Below are 16,371 nucleotides of genomic sequence, written 5' to 3'. Positions count from 1 at the left end.
CGTTGGTTGCCGTCGCTTTGGTGGGGACTCTCCTCCTCGTGCCGGCGACGCCGGTCTTTGCCGATGGCGGCAGCGGCGGCGCCAGCAGCGACGGCAACCCCGGCGCTCCTGGGGGGACTGACAGCACGACAGGCACCGGTGGCAACGGCTCCACCTACGCCAATAACGGCTATGGCGGCGCCGGTGGCGGCGGCGGCGGCGCCGGCGTGAGCGGCGGCTATGGCGGCTACGGCAGCTATGATGCCACCGACGGCAGTCCCGGCACTGGCGGCCTTCCGGGGGCCGCCGCCGGCGGCAACGGCGGCAATGGCGGCGACGGCAGCGGCGGGGCCGGCGGCGGCGGTGGCGGCGGCGGTGCGCACGGCTTTTACGGCAGCGTTCTGTCGGGCGGCGATGCGACTGGCGGTAATGGCGGCAATGGCGGCGAGGGCAGCGGCGCCGTCTTTTATCACAAAGGTGGCGGTGGCGGTGGTGGCGCCGGTGGCTTCGGCGCGGTCGTCACCGGTTCGGGTTACCTCGGCCGGATCGGCGGCGACATCACCGGCGGCAATGGCGGCACCGGCGGTTACGGCGCGGGGGTCACTTCCGGCTACGGCGGCGGGGGCGGCACCGGCGGTATCGGCCTCGTGCTCACCGGGGCCAGCCAGGTCGGGATCGGCGCCTCCTCGACCATTGCCGGCGGCACCGGCGGTTCCGGCGGCATGGCCAACACGGGTACCAGCGCCGGCAGCGGAAGCGGCGGGGCGGGCGTCTACTCGTCTGCCGGCGCCACGCTCACCAATGGCGGTTCCATCAGCGGTGGCACCGGCGGCGCCGGCACCTATGGCGGCAATGGAGGCAATGGCGGAAGCGGTGGCGGCGGCGGCGCCGGCGTCTGGCTCTCCGGCACCGGAGCCGCGCTGACCAATAACCTCGCGATCACCGGCGGCGCCGGCGGCACCGGAGGCAACGCCGGCGGCGGCGGCATCGGTCGCCAGGGCCTCATCGGTACGCCGGGCGGCGCCGGCGGCAGTGGTGGCGGCGGCGTCCTGCTCTCCGGCACCGGCATCACTCTGACCAATAGCGGCACGATCACCGGCGGCGCCGGCGGTACCGGCGGCACTGGCGGGAGCGATGCCAACGACGGCGGCAGCGGCGGCAGCGGCGGTACCGGCGGCATCGGCGTCTCGCTCTCCGGCACTGGCGCCAGCCTGGGCAACAGCGGTTCCATCAACGGTGGCGCCGGCGCTGGCGGGGGCAGCGGCGGCTACGGCGTCCACGATGGCGGCACGGGCGGCAGCGGAGGCGGCGGCGGGATTGGCGTCGTGCTCTCCGGTACCGGCGCCACCCTGACCAATAGCGGCTCCATTACCGGCGGTGCCGGCGCCCTCGGCGGGGGCGGCGGCCAGGGCGCCTATGGATATGCCGGTAGCGGCGGGCCCGGCAGCGGCGGCGCCGGCGTCTCGCTCGCCAATGGCGCCACGCTGACCAATTACGGCACGATCAACGGCGGCGGAGGCGACGTCGTCGGTGGCACCGGCGTGTCGGTGAATAGCGGCACCGTGATCAACGGCGGCACGATCAGCGGCGGCACGAGCGCGGTTCTCCCCGGCTACCACGCCGACGCCATCACTTTCACAGGCGCCAACAACCGGCTGGAACTGCGTGCGGGCTCCGACATCCAGGGCAATGTGAACGCCAATGGCGGAACCGACGACACACTGGCGCTAGGCGGGACGGCCAATGGCACCTTCGCTGTCGGCTTGATTGGCGCGACCCAGCAATATCAGGGCTTCGAGAATTTCGAGAAGACAGGGACCAGCGCCTGGACGCTGACGGGCACGACCAGTGCCGTCACCTCCTGGACGATCAGCCAGGGAACGCTGTCGGTCTCCTCCGACGCCAATCTCGGCGCGGCTTCCGGCGGGCTGAGCTTCGACGGCGGCGTGCTGGAGAACAGCTCCGATTTCGCCACGGCACGCGCCATCACCCTGCAAGCCGGCGGTGGCACGCTGCAGACCGATGCCGACCTGACGGTGAGCGGCGTCATCTCCGGTGCCGGCGGGCTCACCAAGGCGGGCAGCGGCACCCTGACGCTCACCGGCACCAACAGCTACACCGGAGGGACGGCCATCGGGGCGGGCACGTTGCAGATCGGCGACGGCGGCACCTCGGGCTGGATCCTCGGCGATGTCGTCAACAACGGCGTGCTCGCCTTCGACCTGTCCAATACGCTCACATTCGCCAGCGTCGTCTCCGGCAGCGGCTCTTTGCAGCAGAACGGTACCGGCACCACCATCCTCACCGGCGCCAACAGCTACACCGGCGGCACGGTCATCGGCGCGGGGACGCTGCAGGTCGGTGACGGCGACACCTCCGGCTCGATCCTCGGCGATGTCGTCAACAACGGCGTGCTCGCCTTCGACCAGTCCAATACGCTCACCTTCGCCGGCGTCGTCTCCGGCAGCGGCGCCCTGCAGCAGAACGGCACCGGCACCACCCTCCTCACCGTCGCCAGCACCTATGGCGGCGCGACGAGCATAAATGCGGGCACGCTCGACGTCGCCGGCTCGATCGGCGCCGGCCCGGTCAGCGTCGCCAGTGGCGCCACGCTGACCGGCTCCGGCAGCATCGGCGGCACGGTGACCGTGCAGAACGGCGGCACCCTCGCCGGCACGAACGGAGCGACGCTGGGCATGGGCGCGCTGGCGCTCAACCCGACCTCGAACGTCGATGTGGTGCTGGGCGCGCCGAGCGGCACCCTGTTCGACGTCGCCGGCGACGTGACCCTCGACGGCACGCTCGACATCACCGGCGGCCCGGGGCTCGGCACGGGCGTGTATCACCTGATCGAGTATGGCGGTACGCTCACCGACAACGGCCTGACGATCACAAGCCAGCCGCCGGACTTCATGACCTCGATCAACACCGCCACCGCGCAGCAGGTGAACCTCACGGTCTACGCCGATCCCACCAGGACGCAGTTCTGGCAGGGCGGCTCGAGCCCGGTCGGGGGCAGCGGGGTCTGGAACGCGACCGCCACCAACTGGCTGAACGCCGACGGCAGCATGTCCACGCTCTGGGGCGGGGTGCAGGGGATTTTCCACGGCACGCCCGGCACGGTGACGGTGGAAGGCACGCAGGCCTTCGAGAGCCTCGAATTCGTCGTCGACGGCTACGCGCTGGTCGCCGGCAGCGGCGGCGCGCTGGCTCCGACAGGCATGGCGCATTTGTGGGCCGAAGGCGCAGGCACGACCGCGACCCTCGCAACGCCGATCACAGGCGCCGGCGGCATCGTCAAGATCGGGGCCGGCACCATCGTGCTGACGGCGGACAACAGCTACACCGGCGGTACGGCGATCAAGGGCGGCACGCTGTCAGTGTCTACCGACAGTAATCTCGGCGCGGCTGTCCGCCGTCAGCACCAATGGCACAGATTTGAGGTTGTGAATTAAGGAGGGTTGGGGCTTCGTCGTAGTGACGAAGGAACGAAGATGAAGACCCAACCCTCCTTGAAAAAATCGCCGGTAAAGGCCGCACTCGGCAACATGGCGCCGGTCGAGTTCGCAATGAAATCCACGCTGGAAAAACAGGCCGCATGAGGCCACAAACGAAACCCAGGACTCTACCATAGACCGGAGGAGATTAGGGTCTCAGGTCACCCGCATCACCGCGACATAGAGGGTCAGCGGCGCCGCTACCCATCGGTTGGTGAAGAGCTGGATGACCGCCACCGCGAGGCCGATGACGAGGCCGATAGCAGTGCCGGCGATCCAGATGAGGATGGTCAGCACCATCCCATCGAAGATCTCACGCCAATTGTCGGTGAGGATGGCGGGATTGAAGGTCATGGGACATTTCCCTCGCCGCCACTCCGCCCGTCATCCCCGGGCTTGGCCCGGGGATCCACGACTTTCCTTTCCACCGGCGGAACCGAAGGCGTGGATGGCCGGGCCAAGCCCGGCCATGACGACGTTTCCAGCCACACCGCTGAGTTGCCCACCATGCCTATAAAGCTCATCGCGCCTTCTCCATCCGGAAGCGGCTCTCGGCGAACTCGCCGGCCAGCGTGATGGCGCCGTTGATCACGAAATAGATCGCTCCGGCGGTCAGATAGATTTCCAGCGGCTGGAAGGTCGAGGTGGCGATGTTCTGGGCAAGGCGGGTGAGCTCCAGCACGCCGACCACCGAGATCAGCGAGGAGGCCTTCACCATCATCGTCGTCTCGTTGACCAGCGAGGGCAGCGTGAAGCGCACGGCCAGCGGCACCTCGATGCGGGTGAGGATCTGCGCCCGGCTGAGGCCGACCATGCGCGCCGCCTCGATCAGCCCCGGCGGGATGCCGAGGAAACCGCCGCGCAGGATTTCGGCGATGTAGGCGCCGGTGCACAGCGCCAGCGTGCCCACCGCCGCGACAGAGGACGGCACGTTCACCCCGATCAGCGGCAGGCAGTAATAGGAGATGAGCAGCTGCACCAGCAGCGGCACGCCGCGGAAGAAGCTCACATAGAAGGCAGAGACGGCGCGGCCGAGGCGCGAGGCGGAAAGCCCCGCCGCGCACATCAGCGTGCCGATGCAGAAGCCGATGGCCACCGAGGTGAGCGAGTAGATCACCGTCCAGACCGAGGCTTGGAGCAGCATCGGCAACGATTTGACGATGATTTCCGTATTGAACATCAAGGCTCCAGCCGCATACGCGCCTTGTTCCGCGAAGGCCGACCATCCCGAGCGCGGCCTGCCGCCTCCCGATAAGACGACCCCGTACCCGGAAGCAAGATGCCCGCCAGTTGAGGCGCCTCAGGCTCCCGTGGCGCTCGCCGCCATGCCGCGCTGGCGGCGAGCCAGCGCGTAGCGGTTCTCCGGCACGGGCACGCCGAGATTGGCACGCAGCGTCGTGCCTTCATATTCATCACGGAACAGCCCGCGGCGGCGCAGCTCGGGCACCACCAGCTCGACGAAATCCTCCAGCGCGGAAGGCAGCGTCGGGAACATGAGGATGAACCCGTCCGCCGCGCGGCCCTGGAACCATTCCTCCATGAAATCGGCCACCACCTGCGGCGTGCCGGTGATGCCGTTGCCGGTGTGCTTCTCGCTGAACAGGTGGATCAGCTCGCCGACCGTATGGCCCTTCATCACGAAGTCGGTGAGTTCGTCGAACAGCGCCTTGGAGCCCTTCGGCGCCGCCGGCAGGCGGTCCTTCGGGAAGGGCGCGTCGAGCGGCACGCCGGAGAGGTCCGCCTCCAGGAATTCGGCCAGCATCGCCCGGCCGACATCCGGATGCAGCTTGCCGGCGAGGAACTCGACCTTCTCCCGCGCCTCCGCCTCGGTACGCCCGACATTCAGGACCACGCCCGGCATCACCTTCAGATCGTCCGGCGCGCGGCCGAACTTCGCCATCCGGTCCTTCAGCGTGGCGTAGAAGGCCTGGCTGCGCTCGAAATTGGAGGCGAGCGAGAACACCAGCTCCGCCGTTTCCGCCGCCAGCTCGATGCCGGCCTCCGAGCCGCCGGCCTGCGCGATCACCGGCCGGCCCTGCGGCGTCGCGGCAATGTTGAGCGGGCCGCGCACCTGGAAGTGCTTGCCCTTGTGGTTGAGCGTGTGGAGCTTGTCCTTGTCGTAATAGACGCCGCTGGCCCGATCGAGCAGCAGGGCATCCTGCTCGAAGCTGTCCCACAGCCCGAACACCACGTCGACGAACTCCTTGCCGCGCTCGTAGCGCAGCGCGTGCGGGTCGAGGCCCTCGCGGTTGAAGTTGTAGCCGGTCTCGTCATGGTCGGAGGTGACGACGTTCCAGCACGCCCGCCCGCCGCTCAGATGATCGACGGAGGCGAAGATGCGGGCGAGGTTGAACGGCTCGTAATAGGAGGTCGAGGCGGTCGCCACGAGACCGAGCCGCGAGGTCGAGACGGCCAGCGCGGAGATCAGCGACAGCGGCTCGAACCGGTTCATCTTGGTCGGCAGGCGGCACAGCGCCTCGGGATCGCCGATGGCGGCGGCGGGCGAATCCGCCATGAACATGAAGTCGAACTTCGCGGCCTCCGAGAGCTGCGCCACCTTGAGCAGGTGGCGGAAATCATTGGCTCCGTGGACGTCGCTGCCCGGGTGCAACCAGCCGGCCGGGTTGTACCCGAAGGTGTAGACGAAGGTTCCGAGCTTCAACTTGTCCGAGCGCTTCATGCCGGTCATCTCCTGCATGGCGCCATCTTATTTGTATAGACCTACTTGTCGAGGTCGCCTGCGGCCTCCCACAGCTCGACAAGGTAGAATTCCCCTGTTCCTTGGGTTTCGAGACGCGCCGGCTCACGCAGCAGCACGGCGTCGCCGGCCTTGAGACGGGCACCCTCGACGGCGAGCCCGGAGGTGCGCGCCAGCAGCAGGAGCGCCCCTTCCGCCGGCGTCAGCGTCGTCGGTGCGTCGATGCGTTGCCAGCGCAGGCGATGCGCGTAGCGCCCGCGCCGCGTCATCACGTTGAGGTCGACGACCGGGCCACCCAGCAGGCGCGCCCGGGTCGGCGCATCACCGGGAAAGGAAGCCGGCACACCGTCCTTGAGGACCGTTTGCGGCGCCCTGCCCTCCACCTCCAGAACGAGCCCCTCCCCCTCCAGCACCGCGAGCGTACGCTCGATGCCGGGAAAGGCCGAGAAGGCCCCGTCCTCGACGACGCTCGCCATGCTGACGCGCCAGTCGAACGTGTCGAGCCCGGCGCCCGCCGGCGAGACGGCGATCTCCGTGGTGGAGCCGGCGCCGTTCTTCCACGGCATCACCTTGTGGTCGGCGGCGCACAGGATCTTCATGGGCGGCCCCTCTCAGCCGAGAATGCCCGGCAGGTCGAGCTGGTGCTCTCTCGCGCACTCGATGGCGATCTCGTAGCCGGCATCGGCATGGCGCATCACGCCGGTCGCCGGGTCGTTCCACAGAACCCGGGCGATGCGGGCATCCGCCTCCGCCGTGCCGTCGCAGCAGATCACCATGCCCGCATGCTGCGAGAAGCCCATGCCGACGCCGCCGCCATGGTGCAGCGACACCCAGGTGGCGCCCGAGGCGGTGTTGAGCAGCGCGTTGAGCAGCGGCCAGTCGGACACGGCGTCGGAGCCGTCCTGCATCGCCTCGGTCTCGCGGTTCGGAGAAGCGACCGAGCCGCTGTCGAGATGATCGCGGCCGATGACGATGGGGGCCTTCAGCTCGCCCTTGCGCACCATCTCGTTGAAGGCGAGCCCCAGCCGGTGGCGATCACCCAGGCCGACCCAGCAGATGCGCGCCGGCAGGCCCTGGAACTTGATGCGCTCGGCCGCCATGTCGAGCCAGTTGTGCAGGTGCGGATTGTCGGGAATCAGCTCCTTCACCTTGGCGTCGGTCTTGGCGATGTCTTCCGGATCACCCGACAGCGCCGCCCAGCGGAACGGACCGATGCCGCGGCAGAACAGCGGACGGATATAGGCCGGCACGAAGCCGGGGAAGTCGAAGGCGTTGGTCACGCCTTCCTCCAGCGCCATCTGGCGGATGTTGTTGCCGTAGTCGACGGTCGGGATGCCGGCGTGGAAGAAGTCGAGCATCGCCTTCACATGCACCGCCATCGAGGCCTTGGCGGCCTTGGCGACACCGGCCGGATCGGAGAGCTTGCGGTCCTCCCACTGCTGCAGCGTCCAGCCGATCGGCAGGTAGCCGTTCACCGGATCATGGGCGGAGGTCTGGTCGGTCACCATGTCCGGCTTCACGCCGCGCCGCACCAGCTCCGGCAGCACCTCGGCGGTGTTGCCGAGCAGACCCACGGAGAGCGGCTTGCCCGCCTCGCAGGACTCCTGGATCAGGCGCAGCGCCTCGTCGAGATTGTCGGTGGAAGTGTCGAGATAGCCGGTGCGCAGGCGGAAATCGATGGAGGACGGCCGGCACTCGACCGCAAGGCAGCTCGCGCCCGCCATGGTGGCGGCGAGCGGCTGCGCGCCACCCATGCCGCCGAGGCCGCCGGTGAGGATCCACTTGCCCTTCAGCGAACCGCCGAAATGCTGGCGGCCCATCTCCACGAAGGTCTCGTAGGTGCCCTGCACGATGCCCTGGGCGCCGATATAGATCCAGGAGCCGGCCGTCATCTGGCCGTACATCATGAGCCCCTTCTTATCGAGCTCGTTGAAGTGCTCCCAGGTCGCCCAGCGCGGCACGAGGTTGGAATTGGCGATCAGCACCCGCGGCGCGTCCTTATGGGTACGGAACACGCCAACCGGCTTGCCCGACTGCACCAGCAGCGTCTGGTCGGCCTCCAGCGTCTTCAGCGCGGCGACGATCTTGTCGAAGCACTCCCAATTGCGCGCCGCGCGGCCGATGCCGCCATAGACCACCAGCTCGCCCGGCTTCTCCGCGACGTCGGGGTCGAGGTTGTTCATCAGCATGCGCAGCGGCGCCTCGGTGAGCCAGCTCTTGGCCGAAAGCTCGGTGCCGTGGGCGGCGCGGATGACGCGGGTGTTGTCGATACGAACCGGTTGGCGGGTCATGAGTGTCTCCCTCAGGCGCGCGAGCGTGCAAAGGCGATGCACGCCTCGAAGATGCGGACGAGCGCCGCGCGGCAGGGCGCGGCATGATCGGGGTCGTAGGCGGCGGGCCAGTTCTCCGGGCCGACGGGCCCGAGCGGCTCGGGCATGTAGGTGCGGCAGGCGAGCTCCATCTGCACCGCGTGCACGCCCGCCTCGGGCCGGCCGTAATGGCGGGTGATCCAGCCGCCCTTGAAGCGCGCGTTGCTCACACGGCTGAAGTCGGTCGCGTCGCAGATCGACTCGATCGCCGCCTGCAACTCGGGGGCGCAGGTGGTCCCGGAATTGGTGCCCACATTGAAATTCGGCAGCGTGCCCTCGAACAGGCGCGGGACCACGGAGCGGATCGAGTGGCAGTCATAGACGACGATCGTGCCGTGAACGGCGCGGGCATGCTCGATCTCGGCCTCGAGGGCCGCGTGGTAGGGGTCGAAATAGGCGGCGCGGCGGGCGGCAACGTCCGGTCCGCGCCCCTCCTTGTACAGCGGCTCGCCGTCGAAGGTGGTGGTCGGGCAGAGTTCGGTCGTCGCCTGTCCCGGATAGAGCGAGACGCCGGACGGGTCGCGGTTCACGTCGATGGCGGTGCGCGAGATGGCGGTGCGCACGACGCTCGCGCCCATGCGCGCCGCGAAGTCGTACAGCGTCTCGATCCACCAGTCGCAGTCCTTGCGCGCCAGCCAGGGCGAGAGGAGATCGGCGGCGATGTCGTCGGGAATCTCGGTGCCGGTGTGCGGCAGCGAGACGACGAGCGGCGCGGTGCCGCGATGGACGGAGATGAAGGAGGGGTGGGTCACGCCGCTCACTCCCCGCTGATCGACGGCAGCAGCTCCGCCGCCAGCGCGGCGACGGCGCCGGAACGGACGAGGCCGTTCGCCGCTTCCATGTCGGTGGCGAAGTAGCGGTCCTCATCTAGCGAGGGCACCTCGATGCGCAGCGCGGCGCGCACCTTCTCCAGCACCGGGCTGGAAGCCAGCGGAGCGTGGAAATCGCAGCCCTGCGCGGCGGCGAGCAATTCGATTCCGACGACGGCCTCCGCGTTCTCCACCATCCCCTTCAGCCGGCGCGCGCCATGCGCGGCCATGGAGACGTGGTCTTCCTGATTGGCGGAGGTCGGAATGGAATCGACGCTCGCGGGATAGGCCTTCTGCTTGTTCTCCGAGACCAACGCCGCCGCCGTCACCTGCGGGATCATGAAGCCGGAGTTGAGGCCCGGCCTCGGGGTGAGGAAGGCCGGCATGCCCGACAGCGCCGGATCGACCAGCATGGCGATGCGCCGCTCGCTCAGCGAGCCGATCTCGCACACCGCCAGCGCGATCATGTCGGCGGCGAAGGCCACCGGCTCGGCGTGGAAATTGCCGCCGGAGAGCGCTTCGCCGGCCTCGGCGAAGATCAGCGGGTTGTCGGAGACGCCGTTGGCCTCGGTCTCCAGCGTGCTCGCGGCCTGCCGCAGCACGTCCAGCGCGGCGCCCATCACCTGCGGCTGGCAGCGCAGGCAATAGGGATCCTGCACGCGCTCGTCGCCGACGAGATGCGAGGCGCGGATGGCCGAGCCCTCCATCAGCCGGCGCAGCGCCTCGGCGGTCTCGATCTGGCCGCGATGCTTGCGCAGGGCGTGGATGCGCGGATCGAAGGGCGCATCGGAACCACGCGCCGCGTCGGTCGACAGCGCGCCGGTCACGAGGGCGGAGCGGAACAGGTTCTCCGCCTCGAACAGGCCGGCAAGCGCGTTGGCGGTCGAGAACTGCGTGCCGTTGAGCAGCGCGAGCCCTTCCTTCGGACCCAGCTCGACCGGGGCGAGGCCCGCCTCGGCAAGGGCCGCCGCCGCGGGCTTGCGCACGCCGTCGACGAAGATCTCGCCGACGCCGATCATGGTCGCCGTCATGTGCGAGAGCGGCGCGAGGTCGCCGGAGGCGCCGACCGAGCCCTGGCAGGGCACGACCGGCGTCAGCCCCTTCACCAGCATCGCCTCCAGCAGGGCGAGCGTGTCCGGCTGGATGCCGGAAGCGCCCTGGGCGAGGCTGGCGAGCTTGAGCGCCATCATCAGCCGGGCGACCGGCACCGGCATCGGCTCGCCGACGCCCGCGGCGTGCGAGAGCACGATGTTGCGCTGGAGCCGGGCGAGATCGGCATCGCCGATGCGCACCGTCGCGAGCTTGCCGAAGCCGGTATTGATGCCATAGACCGGCTCGCCCTTCGCGAGGATGTCGGCCACCGCCTTCGCCGAGCGCTCCACCGCCGGCAGGCAGGACGGATCGAGCCGCGCCCGCGCGCCGCGATAGACGGTCCGCCACTGGCCGAGCGAGACCTCGCCCGGCTTGAGGATGATCTCGGTCATGCGCCTCTCCAGATACGGGCGTGAAGCGGGTTGAACCCCATGCGATAGACCAGCTCCGCCGGCCGCTCGATGTCCCAGATCGCGAGGTCGCAGCTCTTGCCGGCCTCCAGCGTGCCGATCTCGCCGAGCCGTCCTAGCGCCCGCGCCGCCTCGCGCGTCACGCCGGCGAGGCATTCCTCCACCGTCATGCGGAACAGCGTCGCGCCCATGTTCATGGTGAGCAGCAGGGAAGTGAGCGGCGAGGTGCCGGGATTGCAGTCGGTGGCAAGCGCCATATGCGTGCCGTGCCGGCGGAACAGCTCGACGGGCGGGACCTTGGTCTCGCGGATGAAATAGAACGCGCCCGGCAGCAGCACCGCGACGGTGCCGGCCTGCGCCATGGCGTGCGCGCCTTCCTCGTCGGTGTGTTCGAGATGATCGGCCGACAGCGCGCCGAAACCGGCCGCCAGCTTCGCGCCGTGCAGGTTGGAGAGCTGGTCGGCGTGCAGCTTCACCGGCAGGCCGAGTTCCCGCGCCGCCGTGAACAGCCGCGCCACCTCATCGGGCGAGAAGGCGATGCCCTCGCAGAAGGCATCCACCGCGTCGGCGAGCTTCTCCGCCGCGATGCGCGGCAGCAGCGCGATCATCCGGTCGATATAGGCCGCCTTGTCGCCCTTGGCCTCCGGCGGCAGCGCATGGGCGCCGAGGAAGGTGGTGGCCACCGATACCGGACGCGCGGCCCCGACCGCCCGCGCGGCGCGCAGGCTCTTCAGCTCCGCCTCCTCCGAGAGGCCGTAGCCCGACTTGATCTCGACCGTGGTCACGCCCTCGGCGATGAGCGCGTCGAGACGGCGCACGGCGGAGGCGACGAGGTCGCTTTCGCCCGCTTCGCGCGTCGCCTTCATGGTGGAGACGATGCCGCCGCCCGCCCGGGCGATCTCCTCATAGGAGGCGCCGGCCAGGCGCAGCTCGAACTCGTGCGCACGGTCGCCGCCGAAGACGAGATGGGTGTGGCAATCGACAAGGCCCGGCGTGATCCAGCGCCCCTCGCAGTCTATGGTCTCATCCGCCGCGAAGGCCGGCGCCTCGTCCGCCGCGCCGGCATAGACGATGCGTCCGTCCTTTGCAGCGACGACCCCTTGCTCGACGATTCCGAGACCCTCGCGCCCCACGGCCAGTGTCGCCAGCCGCGCCCCTCGCCATAATCGGTCGCAGCGCATCAACCTCTCCTCGGAACGGATGACAGGGGGTGAATTAATGTCTATACATAATAGCACATCTCGCCGCCTGTCCATAGTCTTCGGAGCGACGCCGCCATGACCCGCCTCTGGTTCGAATCCGCTTATCTGGCAACTGGTTGGGCCTCCGATGTCAGCGTCGGCATCGAAGATGGCGCCATCGTCTCGCTCACTCATGACACGGCGCCGACAGCGGATGCCGAGCGCCACGCGGTCGGCCTGCCGGGCCTGCCGAACCTGCACAGCCACGCCTTCCAGCGCGCCTTCGCCGGCAACACGGAGGTGCGCGGCCCCACGGGCGACAGTTTCTGGACCTGGCGCGAGGCCATGTACCGGGCGGTCGACCGCATGGACCCGGAGGACGTGGAGGCCATCGCCGCCCTGGCCTATGTCGAGATGCTGGAAGCCGGCTTCACCCGTGTCGGCGAGTTCCACTACCTGCACCACGGCCGTGACGGCACGCCCTACGCCGACATCGGCGAACTCTCGGCCCGCATCGCCGCGGCCGCCGGAGCGACCGGCATCGCGCTGACGCTGCTGCCGGTCTTCTATGCCCATGGCGGCTTCGGCGCGCAGGTGCCCAACCACGGCCAGCGGCGCTTCATCAACGACGTCGAGAGCTTCGGCCGGCTGATGGAGTCGGCGCGGCGCGCTCTGGCCTCCCTGCCCGACGCCGTGCTCGGCCTCGCCCCGCACAGCCTGCGCGCCGCGACCACCGGGGAGATTGCCGCCATCCTGCCGCTCACGGCTGGACCGATCCACATCCATGTCGCCGAACAGGTGAAGGAGGTCGAGGACTGCCTCGCCTGGAGCGGCCGCCGGCCGGTGGAGTATCTGCTGGACGAGGCGCCCGTCGACGGGCGCTGGTGCCTCATCCACGCGACGCATATGACACCCGACGAGACCCGCCGCATGGCGAAGAGCGGGGCCGTCGCCGGCCTCTGCCCGATCACCGAGGCCAATCTCGGCGACGGCATCTTCCCCGCTCCCGCCTTCGTCGAGGCGGGCGGCGCCTACGGCGTCGGCTCGGACTCCAACGTGCGGATCGACGCCGCCGAGGAGCTGCGCCTGCTGGAATATTCCCAGCGCCTCGCCCACCGCGCCCGCAACGTGCTGGCGATGAGCGAAGGTCGCTCGACCGGCGCCGCCCTGTTCGCCGCCGCCTTCAAGGGCGGCGCGCAGGCGCTCGATGGCGGTCCCGGTCTCGCCGTGGGCGCGCCGGCCGACATCGTCAGCCTCGATGCCCGCCATCCCTCGCTCGAAGGCCGGCAGCGAGCGGCGGCGCTCGACGGCTGGATCTTCGCGACGGCGCAGAACGGCATCGATTGCGTCTGGCGGCGCGGCGTCAAGCTGGTCGAAGCCGGCCGCCACCGCGACCGCGATGCCGTCCGGCAGCGCTTCCGCGCCGCGCTCGCCCGCATCGCGAGCTGAGGAGGCGGGGAGCCCGGCCCCGATCGCGAGCCGGCCCGGCCGGGTGCTTTCCCTCCCGGCCGCCGCTCTCATCCGGTCAGCCCCTCAGCACCCGCCGCAGCCCGGCCATGCGGTCGATCACCACCATCGCGATGCCGGAGATCAGGATCAGCGAGCTCGCCAGCGCCGCGCCCACGGCGTCGTACTGGAACTTGATGTAGGTGAAGAGCTCGACCGGCAGCGGCGTCCAGCCCGGCGGGGCAAGGAAGACCGAGATCGGGAAGTCGTTCCACGAGAGCACAAAGCACAGCACGAAACTGGAGATGAGGCCGGTCTTCATCACCGGTAGGGTGATCGAGAGCATCGTGCGCACCGGGCCGGCGCCGACATTGCGGGCGGCCTCCTCCAGCGACGTGTCGAAGTTCTGCATGCTGGCGGTGAGGATGCGGGCCGCGAAGGGCAGCACGTGGATGGCATGGCCGATGACCAGCGCCGGAATGCCGCCGCCGAAGCCGAGCTGCACGAAATAGACGTAGAGCGCCAGGCTGAAGATGGTGGTCGGAATCAGCAGCGGCGACATGATCAGCAGGTTGATCAGCGCCTTGCCCTTGAAGTCGTAGCGCACCATCGCCAGCACCGCGAGCAGCGCCAGCGTGTTGGCGACGAGCGAGGCGACGATGCCAAGGATGAGGCTCACCCCCATCGCCCGCACGAAGGTCTCCGACGTCCAGGCGGCCTTGAACCAGTCGAGCGTGAAGCCCGATGGCGGCAGGATGAACTCGCGCGGGTTCACCGAGACGATCAACGTGATGATGATGGGGAAGAAGAGGAACGCCATCGCCGCATAGGTGAACAGGCGCAGGGCGGCGGTGCCGATATCGGGGGAGCGCATGACGGGCGTCCTCATCTCTTCGCTTCGAGACGGTTGAGGATGAGCTTCCCGAAGAGGAAGGACATGCCGAGGAGGATGGTCGCGTTGGCGGCGATCATGATCACCGAGAGGCTGGAGGCGAAGGGCAGGTCGTTGTTGAGCAGGGCCTCGCGGTAGATCACGAGGCCGATCATCTGCGTGTCGGTCGCCCCGACCATCAGCGGCACGGCGAAGGCGGAGAAGTTCAGCGTGAAGACGATCACCAGCCCGGCATAGAGCCCGGGCATGGTGAGCGGGAAGGTGATGCTCCAGAAGGCCCGCCAGCGGCTCGCCCCGACATTGCGCGCCGCCTCCACGAAGGAGGGGTTGATGCGCTCGATGCTGTCGAGCAGCGACAGCACGATATAGGGCATGCCGATGTAGACGAGTAGGATGACGACGCCCTTCAGGTCCCACATGTAGCGCACCGGCTCGTCATAGACGCGCAGCGCGATCATGAGGGAATTCAGCAGGCCGCCACCGCGGAAGATGACGATCCAGCCATAGACCAGCGTCACGAGACCGATCAGCAGCGGCGAGAGCACCATGGTCATCAGCACGTTGCGCTGCACGCCGCGCGTGCCGGCGATGTAGAGCGCCACCGGGTAGCCGAGGAGCACAGAGATCGCCGTCGTGAGGATCGCCACACGGATCGAGAACCAGAGCGTGTTGACGAGGTACCAGCCGGAACCGAGGAATCGCGTGTAGTTCTCGAAGGTGAAGGCCGACACCATGTAGGCGCCGTCCACCGTGTGGTTGAAGCTGGTGCGCACCACCCACATCAGGGGAAGGATGACGAAGATCGTCAGCGCGAGAGCGGCCGGCGCCAGCAGCAGGGCGGCGTTGCGTGCCTTCATGACACCGGCGCCCCCTTGCGGTCGATCAGCCGGAAATGATCCGGCTCGATGCTCAGCCACACGGTCTCGCCGATCTGCGCCGAGCCATGGATGTCGTGGGCCTCGACGAAGAGCGCCTCGCCGCCGGGAAGCACCACGGTGTAGCGCAGGGTCGGGCCGTAATATTCGATGAAATCGACCCGCGCCGCGAGCATATTCGCCCCCTCCCGGCGCTCGGCGAGGATGCGTACCCGCTCGGGCCGCAGCAGCACGCGCACCGCGCTGCCGGGAGCGGCGGATATGCGGTTGCCGACGCGCAGCGTCAGCGTCTCGCCCACCTTCACCGTGGCCACGCCTTCGCCGATGTCGCTGACGATGCCGTCGAAGAAATTCGTGGTGCCGACGAAATCGGCGACGAATTCCGACTGCGGGTCCTCATAGACCTCCAGCGGCCGGGCCACGCGAACGATCTCGCCGCCACTCATGATCACCACCCGGTCCGACATGGACAGGGCTTCCTCCTGATCGTGGGTGACGTAGAGGGTGGTCATGTTCAGCCGCTGCTGCAGCTTCTTCAACTCCCGGCGCATCGCCACGCGCAGGGCGCGATCGAGATTACTCAACGGCTCGTCCATCAGCAGCAATTGCGGCTCCAGCGCCAGCGCCCGGGCAAGCGCCACGCGCTGCTGCTGACCGCCGGAAAGCTGGCGCGGCAGGCGCCCCTCGAAGCCGGAAAGCCCGGTGACGGCGAGCGATTCCTCCACCTTGTTGCGGATGAAAGCCTTGTCGCGCTTGCGCAGCTTCAGCCCGAAGGCGACGTTCTCCGCCACCGTCATATGCGGCCACAGCGCGTAGTTCTGGAAGACGAAGCCGACCTCGCGCTTCTCCGGCGGCAGGTAGGTGACGTCGCGGCCGTTGATGCGGATGTGCCCGTCCGAGGCCATCACGAAGCCGGCGATCATGCGCAGCGTGGTGGTCTTGCCGCAGCCGCTGGGGCCGAGCAGCGAGACGAACTCGCCATGACGGACATCGAACGACACGTCGTTCACGGCCGATACGTGGCCATATCGCTTGCAGACCCCCTCGACCTGAATGGCTTTGCCGGTGGAATCGTTCATCGTCAGAGGGTCTCCGGGGAAGTCGGGCCTGGGGCGCGGCACGC

13 protein-coding genes are annotated in these 16,371 nt (G+C 68.8%); 2 read left to right on the top strand and 11 right to left on the bottom strand.

Going from position 1 to position 16,371, the window contains the following annotated elements; all coding sequences use genetic code 11:
* Positions 1 to 20 precede the first annotated feature (20 nt).
* Positions 21 to 3,434 carry an autotransporter-associated beta strand repeat-containing protein gene (locus STARVERO_RS23725; RefSeq protein ID WP_159600282.1) on the top strand — a complete coding sequence of 1,138 codons (3,414 nt, stop codon included), beginning with the start codon at positions 21 to 23 and terminating at the stop codon, positions 3,432 to 3,434.
* A gap of 198 nt (positions 3,435 to 3,632) precedes the next feature.
* Here the strand turns inward: STARVERO_RS23725 and STARVERO_RS17145 are convergent, their stop codons facing one another.
* The 8 genes from STARVERO_RS17145 to hutI all read right to left on the bottom strand — a co-directional run bounded on the left by STARVERO_RS17145 (position 3,633) and on the right by hutI (position 12,035).
* Positions 3,633 to 3,830 (bottom strand): ABC transporter permease, encoded by a 198-nt coding sequence (locus tag STARVERO_RS17145; protein ID WP_200837847.1) that lies wholly within the window; start codon positions 3,828 to 3,830, stop codon positions 3,633 to 3,635.
* A 166-nt stretch (positions 3,831 to 3,996) separates the two neighbouring features.
* A complete protein-coding gene (locus tag STARVERO_RS17140) occupies positions 3,997 to 4,641 on the bottom strand; it encodes an amino acid ABC transporter permease (RefSeq protein WP_418655061.1) in 645 nt (214 codons plus the stop codon).
* A 135-nt stretch (positions 4,642 to 4,776) separates the two neighbouring features.
* Positions 4,777 to 6,156, bottom strand: coding sequence for an LLM class flavin-dependent oxidoreductase (locus tag STARVERO_RS17135; RefSeq protein WP_144344080.1), 1,380 nt, complete (start codon positions 6,154 to 6,156; stop codon positions 4,777 to 4,779).
* A gap of 41 nt (positions 6,157 to 6,197) precedes the next feature.
* Positions 6,198 to 6,773, bottom strand: coding sequence for a HutD/Ves family protein (locus STARVERO_RS17130; RefSeq protein WP_159600280.1), 576 nt, complete (start codon positions 6,771 to 6,773; stop codon positions 6,198 to 6,200).
* 12 nt (positions 6,774 to 6,785) lie between these two features.
* A complete protein-coding gene (gene hutU, locus STARVERO_RS17125; RefSeq protein ID WP_159600278.1) occupies positions 6,786 to 8,465 on the bottom strand; it encodes a urocanate hydratase in 1,680 nt (559 codons plus the stop codon).
* Positions 8,466 to 8,476: 11 nt separating this feature from the next.
* Positions 8,477 to 9,295: an N-formylglutamate deformylase gene (gene hutG, locus STARVERO_RS17120; RefSeq protein ID WP_159600276.1), complete on the bottom strand. Its 819-nt coding sequence runs from the start codon at positions 9,293 to 9,295 to the stop codon at positions 8,477 to 8,479.
* Positions 9,296 to 9,300: 5 nt separating this feature from the next.
* Complete coding sequence (hutH, locus tag STARVERO_RS17115) at positions 9,301 to 10,836, bottom strand: histidine ammonia-lyase (RefSeq protein WP_159600274.1); 1,536 nt, start codon at positions 10,834 to 10,836, stop codon at positions 9,301 to 9,303.
* Complete coding sequence (gene hutI, locus STARVERO_RS17110) at positions 10,833 to 12,035, bottom strand: imidazolonepropionase (protein WP_159600272.1); 1,203 nt, start codon at positions 12,033 to 12,035, stop codon at positions 10,833 to 10,835. Before hutI ends, hutH begins: the two co-directional genes overlap by 4 nt.
* A 96-nt stretch (positions 12,036 to 12,131) precedes the next feature.
* On the opposite strand from hutI, the gene STARVERO_RS17105 reads away from it, so the two are divergent.
* Positions 12,132 to 13,484, top strand: coding sequence for a formimidoylglutamate deiminase (locus tag STARVERO_RS17105; RefSeq protein ID WP_159600270.1), 1,353 nt, complete (start codon positions 12,132 to 12,134; stop codon positions 13,482 to 13,484).
* A gap of 76 nt (positions 13,485 to 13,560) precedes the next feature.
* On the opposite strand, the gene STARVERO_RS17100 is transcribed toward STARVERO_RS17105, so the two are convergent.
* The 3 genes from STARVERO_RS17100 to STARVERO_RS17090 are packed head-to-tail and all read right to left on the bottom strand — an operon-like array spanning position 13,561 to position 16,327.
* Positions 13,561 to 14,355 carry an ABC transporter permease gene (locus tag STARVERO_RS17100; protein WP_144343925.1) on the bottom strand — a complete coding sequence of 265 codons (795 nt, stop codon included), beginning with the start codon at positions 14,353 to 14,355 and terminating at the stop codon, positions 13,561 to 13,563.
* An 11-nt stretch (positions 14,356 to 14,366) separates the two neighbouring features.
* Entirely contained in the window at positions 14,367 to 15,230 is an 864-nt protein-coding gene (locus tag STARVERO_RS17095; protein WP_144343924.1) for an ABC transporter permease, read from the bottom strand.
* On the bottom strand, positions 15,227 to 16,327 hold the full coding sequence (locus STARVERO_RS17090) for an ABC transporter ATP-binding protein (protein WP_159600268.1): 1,101 nt from the start codon (positions 16,325 to 16,327) through the stop codon (positions 15,227 to 15,229). Before STARVERO_RS17090 ends, STARVERO_RS17095 begins: the two co-directional genes overlap by 4 nt.
* Positions 16,328 to 16,371: the final 44 nt, after the last annotated feature.

This window comes from Starkeya nomas, from assembly GCF_902703545.1.
GTDB classification, from domain to species: domain Bacteria; phylum Pseudomonadota; class Alphaproteobacteria; order Rhizobiales; family Xanthobacteraceae; genus Ancylobacter; species Ancylobacter moscoviensis.
The sequence above is the reverse complement of the archived record's forward strand: the minus strand, read 5'-3'. Positions and strand labels throughout refer to the sequence as shown.

What these genes read in the sequence shown, in the direction of transcription:
- STARVERO_RS17130 (WP_159600280.1), bottom strand. Translation starts at nt 6,773, where the DNA reads ATGAAGATCCTGTGCGCCGCCGACCACAAGGTGATGCCGTGGAAGAAC.
- STARVERO_RS17105 (WP_159600270.1), top strand. Translation starts at nt 12,132, where the DNA reads ATGACCCGCCTCTGGTTCGAATCCGCTTATCTGGCAACTGGTTGGGCC.
- STARVERO_RS17090 (WP_159600268.1), bottom strand. Translation starts at nt 16,327, where the DNA reads ATGAACGATTCCACCGGCAAAGCCATTCAGGTCGAGGGGGTCTGCAAG.
- STARVERO_RS17145 (WP_200837847.1), bottom strand. Translation starts at nt 3,830, where the DNA reads ATGACCTTCAATCCCGCCATCCTCACCGACAATTGGCGTGAGATCTTC.
- hutH (WP_159600274.1), bottom strand. Translation starts at nt 10,836, where the DNA reads ATGACCGAGATCATCCTCAAGCCGGGCGAGGTCTCGCTCGGCCAGTGG.
- STARVERO_RS17100 (WP_144343925.1), bottom strand. Translation starts at nt 14,355, where the DNA reads ATGCGCTCCCCCGATATCGGCACCGCCGCCCTGCGCCTGTTCACCTAT.
- hutU (WP_159600278.1), bottom strand. Translation starts at nt 8,465, where the DNA reads ATGACCCGCCAACCGGTTCGTATCGACAACACCCGCGTCATCCGCGCC.
- STARVERO_RS17095 (WP_144343924.1), bottom strand. Translation starts at nt 15,230, where the DNA reads ATGAAGGCACGCAACGCCGCCCTGCTGCTGGCGCCGGCCGCTCTCGCG.
- hutI (WP_159600272.1), bottom strand. Translation starts at nt 12,035, where the DNA reads ATGCGCTGCGACCGATTATGGCGAGGGGCGCGGCTGGCGACACTGGCC.
- STARVERO_RS17135 (WP_144344080.1), bottom strand. Translation starts at nt 6,156, where the DNA reads ATGAAGCGCTCGGACAAGTTGAAGCTCGGAACCTTCGTCTACACCTTC.